The organism is Plantactinospora sp. CNZ321 (assembly GCF_004217235.1).
Map to the genome: position 1 here is coordinate 7,243,639 of NZ_SHKQ01000001.1, position 16,734 is coordinate 7,260,372.

A 16,734-nucleotide genomic window follows, 5' to 3' on the forward strand; every position below is an offset into this window, starting at 1 on the left:
TTGACAGTGGCCATATGCTTTGCATTGCAGAGTAACGCGCTGATGCAAAGTCGATACCGCCGCAAGGTCGAGGAGGTTGTGATGGGTTCCACCGACAAGGAGCGGTCCGCGGAGATCCTGGCCGAACTGGACCGGCTGCGCACCCGCACCCGCACCCGGACGCACGGCGGGGCCTGGCTGCCGGCGCTCGCCATCGCCGTCATGCTGCTGGCCAGTATCGCGCTCTACCAGACGCCCTTCGACCAGCCGAACGCCCTCAGCATCGACCATCCTTTCTGGGCCGGGCTCCCCGACAGGCAGCGGCACCCGGTCCTGTCGTACGCCTTCTGGTTCGTCGGCACCCCCCTGCTGTTCGCCGTGACCGCCGCCTGGTACACCATGCGTGCCCGGCGGCTCGGCTTGCGGGTCTCCTGGCCACTCTTCGCCGGCGCCGGTCTCGGGGTGCTGCTGTTGCTCGCGGTCCTCGCGGCGGTACCGGAAACGGAGGTCCGGCCCGACATCCTTGCCCCCGCACCCGACTGGATCTGGCAGGGGTTGTTGAGTACGCCGCTGCTGCCGGTCGCGGTGGCCGTGCTGGCGCTCGCCTGGGCCGAGCGCAGTCCGGGTCTGGCCGCCGCCGGGACCTGGATCGTCCTGCTCACCGCCTGGCTGTGTTGCGCCTCCCCGCTGGGCTACCTGCCACCCTGGGCAACCAACATCCTCGGCGGCGCCTCCGGCTCGCTCGGCGGCCAGCTTTCGCTCCGCCCCGGGCACTACCTTGTCCTTATGGCGCTGCCGCTCGTCGTCTTCGCCGCCGTACGCGCGGCCCGCACCAGACGCCTCCCAAATGCCTGACGACCGGCCGACTCCCGCGCATCCGGCACTGGCCCTGGACGACACCGTGCACCAGCGGGTCCGCCTCGGCATCCTCACCGTGCTGAGTGAGACCCGGGAGTGCAAGTTCGCCACCCTCCGGGACGAGCTGGGGCTGACCGACGGCAACCTCAACCGGCACCTGCGCATCCTCGAACAGGCCGAACTGCTCCGGGTGATCAAGGGGTACGAGGGACGCCGCCCCTGCACCTGGCTGCGGCTCACCCGACAGGGCCGGGCCGCCCTGCGCGCCGAGGTCGCCGCGCTGGAACAGTTGGTGAGCCGGCTGCGCAACGCCACCGCCGAGGCGGCGGAGGCGGCGGAGGCGGCGGAGGCGGCGGAGAACTGAACGCGGCGTACGCGCGGCGGCCGAGGTCGGCGCTGCGCCGCGCGACGTCGTACTGTTCCGACATGCAGGATGGTCCGCCACCGCCGCCCGACGAACCGTCCCGGCCGGCGCCACCGTCGCCGCCAGGACCGCAGCAGCCGTTGCCGCCTACACCGCACCACCCCTGGCCGCCGGCCGCGCACCAGTCGCCGTCGGCTCCGTACCAGCCGTGGCCGGCGGGCCCACCGCAACCCTGGCCGCCGCGCCAGGTGTGGCCGGCGCCCCCGGCCCGGCCGATGCCGGGGGCCGGGGGCGGGGTCTGGCCGGTGGTCGCCGCCGCACTGGTCGGGGTCTGGGCGGTCGGCGCGACCGTCGGCAGCCAGAGCGTCGCCTGGCTCGTCGAACAGGTCCTGCTCGTCTCCGGCCTCGATCAGCAGGTCTGGCTCTGGCCGGTGACCGGGGTGGTGACCGCGCTGCTCGTCGGGGTACCCGCCGGACTGCTGGCCGTGCTCCCCCGCTCTGCGGCCGTCCGGGCCGCCGGCCGCGCCTGGCTGCTCGGCGCGATCGCGCTCGGCACGCTCGGGCTGCTCCGGGCGGTGCCGCTCACCCTGCCGGAGGCCTATCTCGGCGGGCTGGCCGCGCTGGCCGGACTGGGTGCCCTGCTGATCCGGCGCCTCGGCGGCCGGCCGGAGCGGGTCCGCGCCGAGCCTGCGGCGACCGGTCTGGCCGTGGCCGGTGGACTCGCCCTGCTGCTGCCCTGGGTCTGGTTGGGCGCCCTGGGCGGTGTACTGGAGACGGTCTGCGCGCTGCTCGCCTCGGCCGCGGTCGGCTGGCTGGCCGCCGCCATCCTGGATGGACGGTTCTGGGCCGGCTACGAACGACCGGCCACGAGCGGCGGCCCCGCCCCGGAACGCGCCGCGAACCGCGGTAGCGGCCCCGCCCCGGAACAGGTGACGAGCCACGGCGGCGGCCCGGCACCGGAGCACGCCGCGATCCACGGCGGCCCGGCACCGGAGCGGGCGGTGGGTGGGGTCCGGCTGGTCCTGGTCGGCGGCCTGGTCGCCGGGGTGGCGCTGGCACTGGTCGCGGGCGGGATCGGCCAGTCCGGCGCGCAACTCGCCGCGCTGCTCGTCCTCCCACCGGCCGGTTTCGCGATCGCCGCCCTCCGGGTGACATCCCGGGCCCGGTCGACGGCCGGGACCGGCGCGGCGGAAGCCGGGCACCGGCCGGTCGGCTCCGCCCCGGTCGGTTGGCTGGTCGGCATCGCCGCCGCCGGTCCGCTGGCCCTGGTCGACCCGGAGGAGATCACGCTGCTGCTCTCCACCGCCCGGGACGTGCCGTTCTGGGCCGCCGTCGCCGCCGGCTGCTCGCTCGCCGTCGCACTGCTGCTCGGCATCGGGTACGGCGTCGGCCTCGGCCGCCCCTCCGCACCGATCCCGCGCCGGCCGGTCGCCGCCGCCGTCGCCGGGGTCCTGCTGCTCGCCACCGGTGCGGTGTACGCCGGGCTCGGCGCCCCCGGTTGGCACGGTGAGCGGCTCTTCGTGGTCCTTCGGGAACAGACTGACCTGACCGCGGTGCCTGCGCTGACCGGGCCGGCCGGTCGACAGGCCCGGGGTCGGGAGGTGTACCGCCGGCTGGTCGAGACCGCCGAGCGTTCCCAGGCGGACCTGCGCCGGGAACTCGACCGGCTGCACCTGGACTACACGCCGTACTACCTGGTCAACGCGGTCGAGGTGGACGGCGGCACGGCGGTACGGGCCTGGCTGTCCCGGCGGCCGGACGTCGACCGGGTACTGGTCAGCCAGCGGTTGCGCCCGCTGCCGGCCAGCGGGTCCCCGGAGCGTGGTGCCGAGCCGGCACCGGCGGTACCCAGCTGGAACCTGGGCCTGATCGGCGCGGACCGGGTCTGGTCGCAGCTCGGCGTCGACGGCTCGGGCATCGTGGTGGGGAGTTCGGACTCCGGAGTGGACGGCCGGCACCCCGCGCTCGCCGCCGGTTTCCGGGGCGGTGACGACTCCTGGTACGACCCGTGGAACGGCTCCCGATCCCCCACCGACCTGGGCGGGCACGGTACGCACACCCTGGCCACCGCCGTCGGCGGGCAGCGGGTCGGGGTGGCGCCGGGCGCGGAGTGGGTCGGCTGCGTGAACCTCGACCGGAACCTCGGCAATCCCGCGCGCTACCTGGACTGTCTCCAGTTCATGCTGGCGCCGTTCCCGCCCGGCGCGGACCCGTTCACCGACGGCCACCCGGACCGGGCACCCCAGGTGCTCAGCAACTCGTGGGGCTGTCCGGCGATCGAGGGCTGCGCGCCGGACACCCTGCAGCCGGCCACCTCGGCGCTCGCGGCGGCCGGCGTCTTCTTCGTCGCCGCCGCCGGTAACACCGGCTCCGCCTGCGGCTCGATCGACGACCCGCCCGCGCCGTACCCGGACGTCTTCACCGTCGGCGCGGTCGACCGGCAGCGCCGGGTCACCTACTTCTCCAGTCGGGGTCCGGTGCCCGGCGGGATGACCAAACCGGACCTGGTCGCGCCGGGCGACGACGTGCTCTCGGCGCTGCCCGGCGGCGGGTACGGCAAGCTGAGCGGCACCTCGATGGCGGCACCGCACCTGGCCGGGGTGGTCGCGTTGATGTGGTCGGCCAATCCGGCGCTGGTCGGCGACCTGGAGACGACCCGACGCATCCTGCTGGACACCGCCACGCCGGCCAGGCCGACCGCCGAGCCGGGCGAGCGCACCGACACCTGCGGCTCGATACGCAACATCACCGGTGCCGGCCTGGTCGACGCGTACGCGGCGGTCCAGGCCGCCCGGCAGGCCGGCCAGCCGAACCGGTAGCCGTGGCCCGGCCGTCGCCGCCGACCGGCGATCTCGGCGGGTAGGGTCGGCGACCATGACTGCCGCGCCGTCGCTGACCGAGTTGACCGACGACCAGGTGCCCGCCGTGGTGGAACTCTGCCGGGCGGCGCTGGATCTGCCCGACGACTCGGCCGAGGCGGCGGAAATCGTGGCCCGGCTCCGGGACGACTCGCCGCTGCCGGGTGCCGCCGGGCGACGCCGTACCGTAGGGGTGGTCGCCTGGCAGGACGGCGCGCTCGCCGGGGTCGCGCTCGGCTCGATGGCCGACCGGGGCTCGGACCGGTCCACCGGGCACCTCGACCTGGTCGCTGTGCATCCCGACCGGCGACGGCGGGGCATCGGCCGGGCGCTGGTGTCGCGGGTGGAGCAGGCCCTCGCCGGGCTCGGTGCGTCCCAGGTACGCGTCGTCGGCAATCCGCCGCACTACGTCTGGCCCGGCATCGACGTCCGGTACACCCCGGCGATCTGCACCGTGCTGGCCCTCGGGTACAGCCCCGAGGGCACCGCCTGGAACATGACCGTCGACCTCTCCACCGAGTCCGCTCCTGGGCTGCGTCCCACCGAGGCGGCCGAGCGACGGTTGGCGGAGCAGGGCGTCACGGTACGCCGAGCCGAGCCGGCAGATCTGGAGATGTTGACCGGGTTCGCCCGGTCGACCTTCGGCGGCAGTTGGGACGTCGAGTTGCTGCACTCGGTCGGTCGAGCGGGCGCCGGCTGCCACGTCGCCGTCCGTACGCCCACCGGTGGCGGTACGCCGGAACTGCTCGGCTTCGCCGCGTACGGCTCGTCCCGGCCGAGCTGGTTCGGTCCGATGGGCACCGCACCCGCCGCCCAGGGGCTGGGGATCGGCGGCGTGCTGCTCCGCCGCTGCCTGCGCGACCAGTGGGCGGCCGGACATCTGCGGGTCGAGATCGGCTGGGTCGGGCCGGTGCCGTTCTACGCCGGCAGCACCGGGGCGCGGATCGAGCGGGTGTTCTTCCTCTACCGCAAGCAGCTCTAGTCGGATGTCAGCTGCACCGACGACGGCGGCCACGGTTTTCGACCGGCTGCGACGGGGAGAACCGGACCGAACGGCTCAGGTCACGCCTCGGGTGCGGAGTTGCGCTGCCGGCATGCTGCCTGGCCCGGACATGCTGCCGCTGATCGGGCGCGATCGCGAGCTGGCGGTGGTGACCCGGGCGGTGTTCGGCGGCGGCCGCTGTGGCGCCCTGATCGCCGGGACACCGGGGGTGGGCAAGACGCGACTCGCCCAGGAGGTGGCGTCGGGCACCGAGGCGGCCGGCCACCGGATGCTGGTGGCTCGGCCGGCCGCAGGAAGTTCCCGACTGCCCCTGAGCGGGCTCGCCGGCCTGCTGCCCGCCCCGACCGGGGCACTTCCGCCGGACGCGGCCGCACCGGTCGGACTCGTCGAGCGCGGGCTGCACGTGCTGCGCGGGCTCACCCGGGGGACGCGCACCGTGCTTCTCGTCGACGACCTGCACCAACTCGACGAGATCTCGGCGATCGTGATCCACCAGCTCGTCGCCGAGCGTGCCCTCACCCTGCTCGCCACCGTACGCGCCGAAGCGGCCGTACCCGGTCCGCTCACCGCGCTCTGGAAGGACCACGGCGTTGTCCGGGTGGACCTTGACGCGCTCACCGCCGCCGAGACCGACAGGCTGATCGGCGCCGCGTTGGGCGGTCCCGTCGAGGGTCGCACGCTGCGCCAGCTCCGTGCGGCCACCGGAGGCAACCCGCTCTTCCTGCGCGAGTTGCTGATCTCGGCCCTGGACGGCGGCAACCTGCGCCTGGCGGACGGGGTCTGGCGGCTGACCGCCTCGCTCGGCCGGGCGGCGCGGCTGGTCGAACTGCTCCGCGACCGGCTCGCCGTCCGGGATCCGGCCGAACGGGACGCGTTGGAGACGCTCGCGCTCGGTGAACCCCTGCCGCTGCCGGTCGCGGTCGAACTCGCCGGTGAGGCCACCCTCGAAACGCTGGAGCGACGTGGCCTCGTCACGGTCGGCACCACCGGTCGGCGCCGCGTCGTCCGGCTCAGCCATCCGCTGTACGGCGAGTTGTTGCGCGCCGATCTGCCCGGGCTGGCCCGGGTGCGGCACAGCCGTCGGCTCGCGGACGCCATCGACGGCACCGGTGCGCGGCGCAGCGAAGACGTGATGCGGACCGCGATCTGGCGCCTCGACGGGGGTGGCACCGTACACCCGCAGCGGATGCTTCAGGCCGCCGAGCAGGCGGCCCTGATCCGGGAGTACGCGTTGGCCGAGCGGCTGGCCTGGCACGCCTACGACAACGGTGCCGGGGTCGCGGCAGGGTTGACCGAGGTACGCGCCATGCTCTGCCTCGGGCGCATCGACGAGGCCCTGCTGCGCTGCGCCGATCTGGCCGGCAAGGCCACGAACGCCACCGAGCGGCTGGAGATCGCCGTCCAGCACGCCGCCGCGCTCGCACATCATGCCGACGACCTGGCGGCAGCGCGGGCGGTCCTCGACGCGGCCGAGGTGGCCGGCCCGGAGTTGGCCGGACAGCTCGACGTGTCCCGCCTCTACCTGCGCTCGTACGGATTGGACTGCGCGACGGTCGACGCGGCGCTGGCCGTGTTCGAGACGACGGCGCAGGGTGCTGGTCCGGGTTCGCCGGGCGACGACGCGGACCCGGTCGAGTCGCGGGTCACGGCGGCCAGCGCGGCCGCGGCGGCGCTGATGCTCGCCGGCCGGTACGCCGACGCGGCCGGGCTCATCGCGCGGGCCGTCCCACTGGCCGCGCGGCACACCGGCCCGAGCCTGGTGCACGCCGACAGCATGCGGCCGGCGGGCGGCTGGCTGCGTTGCGTCCTGGGTGACCCGGCCGGCGGGTTCGCCCAGACCGAGGCGTCGTACCAGTCGAGCCTGCATCCGCCGGACCGGACCGCGCAGGCGCTGAGCGCCTTCGCGCTCGGCATGATCGGCCTGATGCTCGGCCGGCCGGCGACCGCGTTGCGCTGGGCCAGGGAGTCCTTCGTCGTCGCCGAAGGGTCGCTGCGGCCGGTGTGCCGATGGGCGGCGGCGGTGCGGGTACAGGCAGCGGCGCAGTGCGGCGACGAGGAGGAGCTCGCCGCCGCCACCGCCGACCTGGACCGCTACCGGGGCGGCGAGCATCCCAACCGCCTGTTCGAGATGGAGGTGGCGCGCGCCGGGGCCTGGCGGGCCAGCGTCCGGGCCGATCCGGCGAGTGTGCGAACCCTGCTCGGCGACGAGATCGCTCGCCACGGTGCGGGCGGCGCCTTCGGCAGCACGACCCTCGGCGCCCTCGACCTCGTGCGGCTGGGCGCGGCCGACCTCGCGGTACGCCTGCTGACCGCCTATCCCCCACCGGCGGGATGGGTGCTGGGTGAGGTGGTCGTGCGGTACGCCGCCGGCGCATCGACCGGCGACGGGGCGGGGCTGCTCGCGACCGCCCAGCGGTTCGCCGGCTTCGGCATGCCCCTGCACGCCGCGGAGGCGGCGACGCTGGCGGCCGCCGCATGGCAACGAGCGGGCGAGCCCCGGGCCGCGGCCCGGGCCCGGCTGCTGGCCGTACTGCAGTCGAGGGCCGCCGAACCCGCCGGCACACCGGCGCTGGCGGCGGCCGGCCCGCTCATCGGGTTGACCGAACGGGAACGGGACGTCGTGCTCGCCGCGGCGCGCGGCGAGTCGACCCGAGCCATCGCCACCCGGTTGCACGTGGCCGAACGAACGGTGGAGAACCACCTGCATCGGGCGTACGGGAAGCTCGGTGTCTCCGGACGGACCGGGCTGAGGGACGTCCTCGGGCCGGCGGGCTGAGGTTGCTGACGGCTGCACCGGGTCCGCAACCGTCCGCTCGCCACGCCGGTCCGGTCGACCATCGTGCCGTCGCCGACCCGGCGCAGGCCGGCGCCTGAGTACCCGCCCCGCGCGATATGAGTGCCCCGGGACTCATGCCAGCGGCGCGGCGCTGTGCTGGAGTAGCTCGGTCCGGGGTGCGGTGCCCCCTCGCCGTGACCTGCCACCGTCGTTCCAGCCGAAGGTTGTTTCGTTGATGCGTGTCCCCACCTGGTTGCGTAGCCTGCTCGCTGCCCCCGGCGCCGCCGTCCTGCTCGCCGGTGGCCTCATCCTCGGCTCGGCGTCCCCCGCGCACGCCGATCCGCCCCCCATCACGTTGACCGAACGCTGCGGCGTCGCGGTGCTCAGCTGGGACACCGGCACGATCGGCGGCGAAGAGACGTGGGCGACGACCGTGCTGCGCAACGGTGTGGCGGTCGACCGGTTCGAGATGCGCGAGCGCGGCAACCGCCGGTACGGCGCCGCCGACCGGGACGCCTTCGTCGTGCGGCGTGCCGGGCTGCCGGACGTGAACCTGGTGTTCCGCGAGCCTGACGGATGCGCGGACGTCCCCCGGCTGACGGTCACCGCCGGGGCCCAGTGCCACGTGCTCGAACTGCGCCTGTCGAACGAGGGCACCACCGCGGTCACCGGGCTGCGGCTGTACACCCCGGCGAGCCCGGCGGCGGAGGAGCTGGCACCGGTGCCGCCGGGCGCGGTGACGCTGGTGCGTGGGCTCGCCGACGGTGACAACTACGCGCTCGTCGGCGGGGCACCCGGGCCCGAGCAGGTCACCTGGATGGTGGGAACCTACCGGGAACCCGCGGGCTGTGGTCCGGACGCCATCGCGGTGGAGGTCGCGGACGCCTGTGCCGGGGTGCGGGTCGCACTGAGCAGTCGGGCCGACGGAGCCACCCGGGTCACCGTGCTGGTCGACGGCGTCGCGGCCGTGCACCGGGTGGTGCCGGCCCGCGCGAACGACACGTTCACCGTGCCGGCCGGGCCTGGTGCGGTCGTGGTGGTCCGGAACCCGGAACTCGGCCTGGACCTGGCCACGCACACGGTCCGGGCGGTGCCCTGCGGGTCACCGACCTCCGACGGCAGCGCCGGTCCGGGCAGCGGTCCGGGAGGTGGCGACGACGATGCCGGCGCGGGCGGTGGCCTGCCGGTCACCGGTACGCCGGCCGTCGCGCTGCTGGTGGCCGGAGGGCTACTGCTGGCCTCCGGTACGGCGGTCCTGCTGGTCGCACGTCGTCGCCGGATCCGCTTCACCGGTGGGGACTGAGCGGCGATGGCCCGGGAGCTGCCGGGGTACGCGGCGGCCGCCACGGCGTACGTCACCGTCTGGCTCCAGAGTGCACAGACGCCGCCCGATCCGGGGCTGGGTGAGGCTGTCCGTCAGCTGTCCGAGCTGATCCGGCGGCGACTCGACGACGACGACGCCATCGGCGCCACGTACCTGTTCCAGAGCCCGCGCAGCGGCAGGGCACGCCGCACGTTCGCCCGGGATGTCGAGCTGGCGGCGCAGGAGCACCCGGGATTCGCCACCGCGCTCCGCGCCGCGGTCGACGGACTCGGCGCGGCCCGAGGGCTCGAGTTCCTGCTCTCGTCCGGCGGGGCGGCCGTCGTCCACTCGGTCGTTAAGGGCGACCGGCGAAATCCCGACACGTTCCGGCCCGGCCTGGTGGCGGCGTTGGGCGGCGCGGCGCCGGATCTGATGCTCGGCGCCGCCGGCCAGGCGGCCGCCGCCGAGGAAGCCGCCACCCGCACCGGTACGGCGCCACGGCAGGCACTGTTCCGGACGCTGTTCTCGATCTCCGTCGTCAGTTTCACGGTGATGTGGGTCGCCGGTGTCCTCCGGGCGATGCCGCTCTGCTACGGCGCGGGCGTCGTGTTCCTCCTCGTCGCCACACCCACCGCCGTGTGGCATCGGACGCGGCGCCGGCGGGCCTGACTCCACCGCCGGCAGGAGATCCGGGTACGCGGTCGTCGTCGGCGTCGACGGTGCGGTCGCAGGGCGGCGTACATCGAGACCGCGCGATTTGCCGATGTAGCCGGCCCGCGCCTCCTACCGTTGCGGTGGAGGAGGAAGTATGACGGAGGACGACTACGGGGACGCCGAGTGGCGGGCAGCGGTTGACGGGGGCGACGACCTGTCTCCCGAGGAGCCGGTGGCGCCGGCGGACGACGCGCCGGTCTCGATCCGGGAACCGTTCAGCCAGGCGGAGAAACGACGGAACCAGCGGCGGATGCCGACATGACGAAGGGGCGGACCGCTGACGCGGCCCGCCCCCACGACGTGGAGCCTGGACTCAGAAGTCCATGTCCCCGCCGCCCGGCGCGGCCGGGGCAGCCGGGGTCTTCTCCGGCTTGTCCGCCACCACAGCCTCGGTGGTCAGGAACAGGGCCGCGATCGACGACGCGTTCTGCAGCGCCGAACGGGTCACCTTGGCCGGGTCGATGATGCCGGCCTGGAGCAGGTCGACGTACTCACCGTTGGCCGCGTTGAGGCCGTGCCCGGCGTCCAGGTTGCGGACCTTCTCGACCACGACGCCACCTTCGAGGCCGGCGTTGACGGCGATCTGCCGCAGCGGGGCGTCCAGCGCGATCTTGACGATCTGCGCGCCGGTCGCCTCGTCGCCAACCAGGTCCAGCTTGTCGAAGGCGGTCTTGCCGGCCTGCACCAGCGCGACACCACCACCGGGGACGATGCCCTCCTCGACGGCGGCCTTCGCGTTGCGCACCGCGTCCTCGATGCGGTGCTTGCGCTCCTTCAGCTCGACCTCGGTGGCCGCGCCGACCTTGATCACCGCAACACCGCCGGCCAGCTTGGCCAGGCGCTCCTGCAGCTTCTCGCGGTCGTAGTCGGAGTCGCTCTTCTCGATCTCGGCACGGATCTGGTTGACCCGACCGTTGATCTGGTCGGCGTCACCGGCACCGTCGACGATGGTGGTCTCGTCCTTGGTCACCACGACCTTGCGGGCCCGGCCCAGCATGTCGAGGCCGACGGCGTCCAGCTTGAGGCCGACCTCCTCGCTGATCGGCTGTCCGCCGGTCAGGATGGCGATGTCGCCCAGCATGGCCTTGCGGCGGTCACCGAAGCCCGGCGCCTTGACGGCGACGGACTTGAAGGTGCCCCGGACCTTGTTGACCACCAGGGTCGCCAGGGCCTCGCCCTCGACGTCCTCGGCGATGATGGCCAGCGGCTTACCCGACTGCATGACCTTCTCGAGGATCGGCAGCAGGTCCTTGACCGTCGAGATCTTGCTGTTGACGATCAGGATGTACGGGTCGTCGAGCACGGCCTCCATCCGGTCGGGGTCGGTCATGAAGTACCCCGAGATGTAGCCCTTGTCGAAGCGCATGCCCTCGGTCAGCTCCAGCTCGAGCCCGAAGGTGTTGCTCTCCTCGACGGTGATGACGCCTTCCTTGCCGACCTTGTCCATCGCCTCGGCGATGATCTCGCCGACGCTGGTGTCACCAGCGGAGATGGACGCGGTGGAGGCGATCTGCTCCTTGGTCTCGACGTCCTTGGCGAGCTTGCTCAGCTCCTCCGAGACGTTCGCGACGGCGGCCTCGATGCCCCGCTTCAGGGCCATCGGGTTGGCACCGGCCGCGACGTTGCGCAGGCCCTCACGGACCAGCGCCTGGGCGAGGACGGTCGCCGTCGTCGTGCCGTCACCGGCGACGTCGTCGGTCTTCTTGGCGACCTCCTTGACCAGTTCCGCACCGATCTTCTCGTACGGGTCCTCGAGCTCGATCTCCTTGGCGATGCTCACACCATCGTTGGTGATGGTGGGGGCGCCCCACTTCTTCTCGAGCACGACGTTGCGGCCCTTCGGGCCCAGCGTCACCTTTACGGCGTCGGCGAGGGTGTTCATGCCCCGCTCAAGGCCGCGGCGCGCCTCCTCGTCGAACGCGATCATCTTGGCCATACGGCGTTGTCCTCCTGGACACTCACGGCCGCCGGAGCCTTGTCGACCCCGACCTACCGCCTGGTTACGCACCTTCGGACGTCACTACGGCACTGGCGGACGGGGTCTGCCGACACCCAAGGGTGCCTGCTCGACTCCGTCGCGCTGTGCGACAGTGACGTCCGCCGGCCGGGCCGGACAGCCCGCGACGACCGGCCATGTGCCGCACACCCGCTCCACGGGCCCGCGACCGTGGCCCTACCGCCCCGACCTTGGCACTCACGGGGTGCGAGTGCCAACCACTTGTTTAGCACTCTCCCATGCCGAGTGCAAGCGAGTGGGTCGGTTGACCCGAGTCCCAGGGCGGGCCGGCGGCGGCCGGGGGATCGACGGGAGACCGGCGCCCGGACGGGACCGGAAGTAGGGTCGAACGGGCAGCCGAACTGGACAGCCGGACCGGGGCGCCAGGACCAAACCCCGGGGGGCCGGAACGTGGACCCATCCAGCGTCCTGGCGCGGACCCGTCCAGCGACCTGGTCCGGCCGGACCGGCCCGCCGCGACCTGGCCCCGCAGTGGACCGGCCCGCAGTGGACCGTCAACCGGCCGGCAGGCGACCTCCGTTGTGCAGGCACACCTGCATGGCGTGTCGGCGCAACGGGGGGAGTCCGGACTGGGCCGGCAAGGGAATCCCCGACCGGGGGTGCACCGGCGGTGGGATGGTGACGGAACGGGGTCGAGCCCTCAGCGGCGGGCCGGTGGCCCGACAGCTCAGGCGATGACCCGGACCTTTTCCGCCTGCGGGCCCTTCTGCCCCTGGGCGATCTCGAACTCGACGCGCTGACCGTCGTCAAGCGCCTTGTAGCCGTCCATCTCGATCGCGGAGAAGTGGACGAAGACGTCCTGCCCGCCATCGACCGCGATGAAGCCGTAGCCCTTTTCGCTGTTGAACCACTTCACGGTGCCCTGCGCCACGGTGCACTTCCTTACTTCGGTCGCGTCGGAGCTGCCCGAGCTCCGGCGACGCCGTATGCCTGCCGGGGCCAACCGAGTCGCCGTTCTCCAAATGGATCATGTATTTGGAGTCCAACAAATCGAGCGGCCGAATCCGCACGGTACACCAAGGTCGGGTCGCAGCGCACTAGGCCAAAACGGTCACCGGTCCCCCATCCGGGCGGTCCTTTTCCGGCCCGACCCATTGGCGATCGTCGCTACGCAGCTCAACGGGCCCGTACAGAAACCGAACGCGGCACCGTCACCCCCCGGAACTGGTCGCCGTACGGCGTGCGACCATGACGGACGTGCCGGCTTCCATCCCGCAGACCGCCGCCGAGCCGGAGTCCGGGCACTCCACCGACCGGGCCGGAGCGGCTCCCCCGGACCGGTCCACCGGGACGGGCAGTTCCGGTCTCCGGCCGAACGCCCAGAGCGGGCCGGCGCCCGGCGCAGGGAAGGCCGGTGTCGGGTGTCCCGGCCGCGACCTGCCACCGGTCCGCCGGGTACGCCCCGCCGACGCCGCCCGGGTCCGGGCGATCCGCCTGGAGATGCTCGCGGACTCGCCACTGGCCTTCCTGGAGACGCTCGCCGACGCGGCGGCCCGGCCGCACGCCGAGTTCGCGGCCCGGATCGCCGGGATGTCGACCGGGCACCGGACGGCTGCCTTCGTCGCCGAGGTCGACGGTCGGGTCGTCGGGCACGCGGGTGGCCAGGCGGCGCCCGGTCAGCCGGAGCTCACGGTGGTCTTCGCGGTCTACCTCACCCCGGCCTGGCGGGGCAGTGGCCTGCTGGACGCCCTGGTCGAGGCGGTGGCCGACTGGTCGAGGGCGGCCGGTCGGCAGGAGTTGCTGCTGGAGGTGGTGGTCGGCAACGACCGGGCGGTACGGGGCTACGAGCGGCTCGGCTTCGTCGACACCGGGGTACGGGTGGCACACCCGACGGTGCCCACCCTCCGCGAGCTACAGATGCGCCGCGCCGCCTGACCCGGCACCCCACCAGCGCCCAGCCCGGTCGGGAAGGGGCCCTTCCGCTACCGGAAGCGATAGCGGGGGCCCTTCCTTACACGTGCCGGCGGGCCTGCACCACCCGGAACCGGCTGGCGACGTAGGCGCCGTCGGTCAGCGCGGCGTTCGCCGCCGGGTTGGCGCCGCTGCCGTGGAAGTCCGAGAACGCCGCCGACTGGTTGACGAAGACCCCGCCGGTGAGGTTGCAGGAGAGGTGCACCCCGGTCTCGATCGCCGCGCTCTCGGCCGCGTCCAGCACCCCCGGGTCGGTGGAGTAGACCGAGGCGGTCAACGCTCCGCGCTCACCGACGGTCTGCCGCAGGATCGCCAGGCTGTGCGGGGTGGAGTCGGTGGCGATCACGAACGAGATCGGCCCGAACCACTCCCGCCCGTACGTGCCGACGTCGTCCGCGCCGAGCTTAGCGATCAGCGGCGTACGCACCACCGCGCCCGGGTAGTTCGGGTGCTCGACCGGGCGGGACGGCAGTACCGGCTCACCGATCCCGGCGACCTCGTCCAGCCGGGCCAGCACGCCGTCGTTGACGATCGCGCCGATCAGCTCGACCGCCCGGGCCGGGTCGCCGGTGAGCTTGCCGACCGCCCCGGCGATGCCCTCGGCGACCTCGTCGAGACTCTTCTGCCCCTGGTCGGTCTCGATCCCGCCTCGCGGCACCAGGATGTTCTGCGGGGTGGTGCACATCTGCCCGCTGTAGAGGACCAGCGAGAAGCCGACGTTGCGGCACATCCCGGCGAAGTCGTCGGTCGAGTCGACCACGACCGTGTTGACACCGGCCTTCTCGGTGTAGACGACGGCCTGCCGGGCGTTGGCCTCCAGCCAGTCGCCGTACTCGGTGGAGCCGGTGAAGTCGACGATGCGTACCCGGGGGTGCAGCGCCAGGGTGGAGGCGAGCCTCTCGCCCGGCGCCTCCGGGGCGAGCAGCATCAGGTTCGGGTCGAAGCCCGCCTCGGCGAGCACCTCGCGGGCGTGCCGGACGGTGATGGCGAGCGGTAGCACGGCCCGGGGGTGCGGCTTGACCACCACCGGGTTCCCGGTGACCAGCGAGGCGAACAGCCCGGGGTAGCTGTTCCAGGTCGGGAAGGTGTTGCAGCCGATCGCCAGGGCCACGCCGCGCGGCACCACGTGGAAGTTCTTGGTCATCCGCAGCGGGTCACCCCTGCCGGCCGGCTTCTCCCAGTCCGCCGTCGCCGGGTGCCGGGTCATCTCCCGGTACGCGTAGGCGAGCGCCTCCAGCGCCCGGTCCAGCGCGTGCGCGCCACCGGCCTGGAACGCCATCACGAACGCCTGCCCGCTGGTCGCGTGCACCGCGTTGGCCAGTTCGAAGATGTTGGCGTGCAACCGGGCGAGGATCTCCAGGCAGACCCCGACCCGGGTCTGCGGCCCGGCGTCCCGCCAGGCCGGCAGCGCGGCCGCGGCGGCGGCCAGCAGCACCTCCGGGTCGGCGTGCGGGTAGGTCACCCCGAGGTCGATGCCGAACGGGCTCGCCTCGGTGCCGACCCAGTCGCCGGTGCCGGGCTGGTCGAGCGGGAACTTGCCACCCAGGTACGCCCGGAACGCCGCCTCACCCTCGGCGGCGGCGGTCTCGCCGTAGACGCGAGGGCTGGGTGACTCCGGGTAGGCGGACCAGTAGGAGCGTTCGGTGATCGCGGTGAGTGCCCGTTCCAGGGTGTCGGCGTGCCGGGCGTAGTGGGGGTGCGGGGTCTCCGTCATCCCGCCATCATGCCGCACCGGCCCGGCCGGTCCCAGCCTTCCGCACCCGGGGCGGGCGGCGCTGGTCAGAGGGTTGCCTGCCAGCTGTTCATCCCGGCGACCGCACGGAATCCCAGCGCCTCGTTGATCGAGATCATGTGGCCGTTCACCGCGGCGTTGAAGGTGTCGAGGACCCGCAGCGCCGGCTCGTGCTCCCGGATGTGCCGGAGGTTGTCGACCTTGATCACGATGCCGAGGCGGTGTCCCCGGTGTGCCGGCTCGACCAGGGTGATCTGCTGGAACCCGTGCCAGTCGCAGCCGGCGCTCATGCCGATCGCGGTCCAGGCCACCAGGGTGCCGGTCGCGTCGTGCCGGGCAGCGCTGTTGTACCAGTGGTGGCCGCGCTCCTGGTGCGCCTGCTCCATCTCCCGCAACCGGGTCACCTCCGGTCGGGCCGCCTCCCAGGTGAGGTCGCCGAGCGGTGCGTCGCTGATCAGGCGGCTGTCGAGGTAGGCGATGTCCTCGGCGTACTCGTCGGGGGTCGGGCCCTGCCAGCGCACGACCGAGTAGCCCTCGGCCCGGGCCAGACCCTCGGCCAGCAGCCGGTCGAGTTCCGCGTCGTCAAGGGTGGTCAGGTCGAGCCGGCGGCGTACGTCGGCCAGCGCCGCCTTGGCGCCCATCGCGGCGGCGAAGGCGTCGCCCGGCGCCGTCGGGGCTGCCTCCGGGCTCGTTGTCGCCACCTCGCCGATGACCCGCTTGCGGCCCTCCTCCCGGACGATCCGCACCGCGTACTCGTAGAGAGCGCGGCCGACACCCCGGCGTCGGTACTCCGGGTGGACGGCGAGCACCAGCCCGGCGTTCTCCAGGTTCTCCCGCTGCGGCAGCGAGATCCCGAGGTAGCCCACGGCCACGCCGTCGAGATGACCCAGTGCGTGCCGGTCGTCGTCGCCCGGCCAGGGGCGCCGGAGTCCCGCGAAGAAGCGCTGCCGGGAGAGCCTGGGCAGGTCCGGCTGGTCGGCGGCCCTAGCGGCGGCCTCGATCTCGTACGCCCGCTCGGTGGCGGCGACGTCGGCGACGTCCAGTGGGGTGACCACGATGTCCATGGTCTTCGAGGGTGCCGGTTGACCCAGCCGGGCGCGACCGAATATCGAGGGAGCTAGGCGGGGGAATTCGATTGATCGACGTCGAAGGATGCGGGTCAGGGTTCGTTCGACGAATGCGCGTCAGGGGAGCCGCGTCGCGCAGAACGGCCGGGCGA

General features: G+C 73.5%; 13 protein-coding genes. 9 read left to right on the forward strand and 4 right to left on the reverse strand.

The annotated features are described in order from the left end of the window. Positions 1-81: 81 nt before the first annotated feature. The 8 genes from EV371_RS31525 to EV371_RS33645 all read left to right on the forward strand — a co-directional run bounded on the left by EV371_RS31525 (position 82) and on the right by EV371_RS33645 (position 10,117). Positions 82-834, forward strand: coding sequence for a hypothetical protein (locus EV371_RS31525; RefSeq protein ID WP_130465266.1), 753 nt, complete (start codon positions 82-84; stop codon positions 832-834). Continuing rightward, positions 827-1,201 carry a transcriptional regulator gene (locus tag EV371_RS31530; protein ID WP_130465267.1) on the forward strand — a complete coding sequence of 125 codons (375 nt, stop codon included), beginning with the start codon at positions 827-829 and terminating at the stop codon, positions 1,199-1,201. The genes EV371_RS31525 and EV371_RS31530 overlap by 8 nt, the downstream gene beginning before the upstream one ends. A gap of 248 nt (positions 1,202-1,449) precedes the next feature. After that, positions 1,450-4,020: a S8 family serine peptidase gene (locus tag EV371_RS31535; RefSeq protein WP_486484874.1), complete on the forward strand. Its 2,571-nt coding sequence runs from the start codon at positions 1,450-1,452 to the stop codon at positions 4,018-4,020. 55 nt (positions 4,021-4,075) lie between these two features. Beyond that, entirely contained in the window at positions 4,076-5,041 is a 966-nt protein-coding gene (locus EV371_RS31540) for a GNAT family N-acetyltransferase (RefSeq protein ID WP_130465269.1), read from the forward strand. A 112-nt stretch (positions 5,042-5,153) separates the two neighbouring features. Further along, a complete protein-coding gene (locus EV371_RS31545; protein ID WP_130465270.1) occupies positions 5,154-7,838 on the forward strand; it encodes a LuxR family transcriptional regulator in 2,685 nt (894 codons plus the stop codon). Between the two features lie 235 nt (positions 7,839-8,073). Beyond that, complete coding sequence (locus EV371_RS31550) at positions 8,074-9,141, forward strand: LPXTG cell wall anchor domain-containing protein (RefSeq protein WP_130465271.1); 1,068 nt, start codon at positions 8,074-8,076, stop codon at positions 9,139-9,141. 6 nt (positions 9,142-9,147) lie between these two features. After that, complete coding sequence (locus tag EV371_RS31555) at positions 9,148-9,810, forward strand: hypothetical protein (protein ID WP_130465272.1); 663 nt, start codon at positions 9,148-9,150, stop codon at positions 9,808-9,810. A 139-nt stretch (positions 9,811-9,949) separates the two neighbouring features. Further along, positions 9,950-10,117 carry a hypothetical protein gene (locus tag EV371_RS33645; RefSeq protein ID WP_165436884.1) on the forward strand — a complete coding sequence of 56 codons (168 nt, stop codon included), beginning with the start codon at positions 9,950-9,952 and terminating at the stop codon, positions 10,115-10,117. A 51-nt stretch (positions 10,118-10,168) separates the two neighbouring features. On the opposite strand, the gene groL is transcribed toward EV371_RS33645, so the two are convergent. Both groL and EV371_RS31565 read right to left on the reverse strand, forming a co-directional pair. Next, the gene (gene groL, locus EV371_RS31560) at positions 10,169-11,791 is read right to left on the reverse strand and encodes a chaperonin GroEL (protein WP_130465273.1); all 1,623 of its coding nucleotides are present in this window, start codon (positions 11,789-11,791) and stop codon (positions 10,169-10,171) included. A 748-nt stretch (positions 11,792-12,539) separates the two neighbouring features. Then, entirely contained in the window at positions 12,540-12,743 is a 204-nt protein-coding gene (locus EV371_RS31565) for a cold-shock protein (RefSeq protein ID WP_033342363.1), read from the reverse strand. A 506-nt stretch (positions 12,744-13,249) separates the two neighbouring features. Between EV371_RS31565 and EV371_RS31570 the strand changes: the two genes are divergently transcribed. Continuing rightward, positions 13,250-13,747, forward strand: coding sequence for a GNAT family N-acetyltransferase (locus tag EV371_RS31570; protein ID WP_349338937.1), 498 nt, complete (start codon positions 13,250-13,252; stop codon positions 13,745-13,747). Between the two features lie 76 nt (positions 13,748-13,823). On the opposite strand, the gene paaN is transcribed toward EV371_RS31570, so the two are convergent. Beyond that, complete coding sequence (paaN, locus tag EV371_RS31575) at positions 13,824-15,497, reverse strand: phenylacetic acid degradation protein PaaN (RefSeq protein ID WP_130465274.1); 1,674 nt, start codon at positions 15,495-15,497, stop codon at positions 13,824-13,826. A gap of 65 nt (positions 15,498-15,562) precedes the next feature. Further along, complete coding sequence (locus tag EV371_RS31580; RefSeq protein WP_130465275.1) at positions 15,563-16,579, reverse strand: GNAT family N-acetyltransferase; 1,017 nt, start codon at positions 16,577-16,579, stop codon at positions 15,563-15,565. Positions 16,580-16,734: the final 155 nt, after the last annotated feature.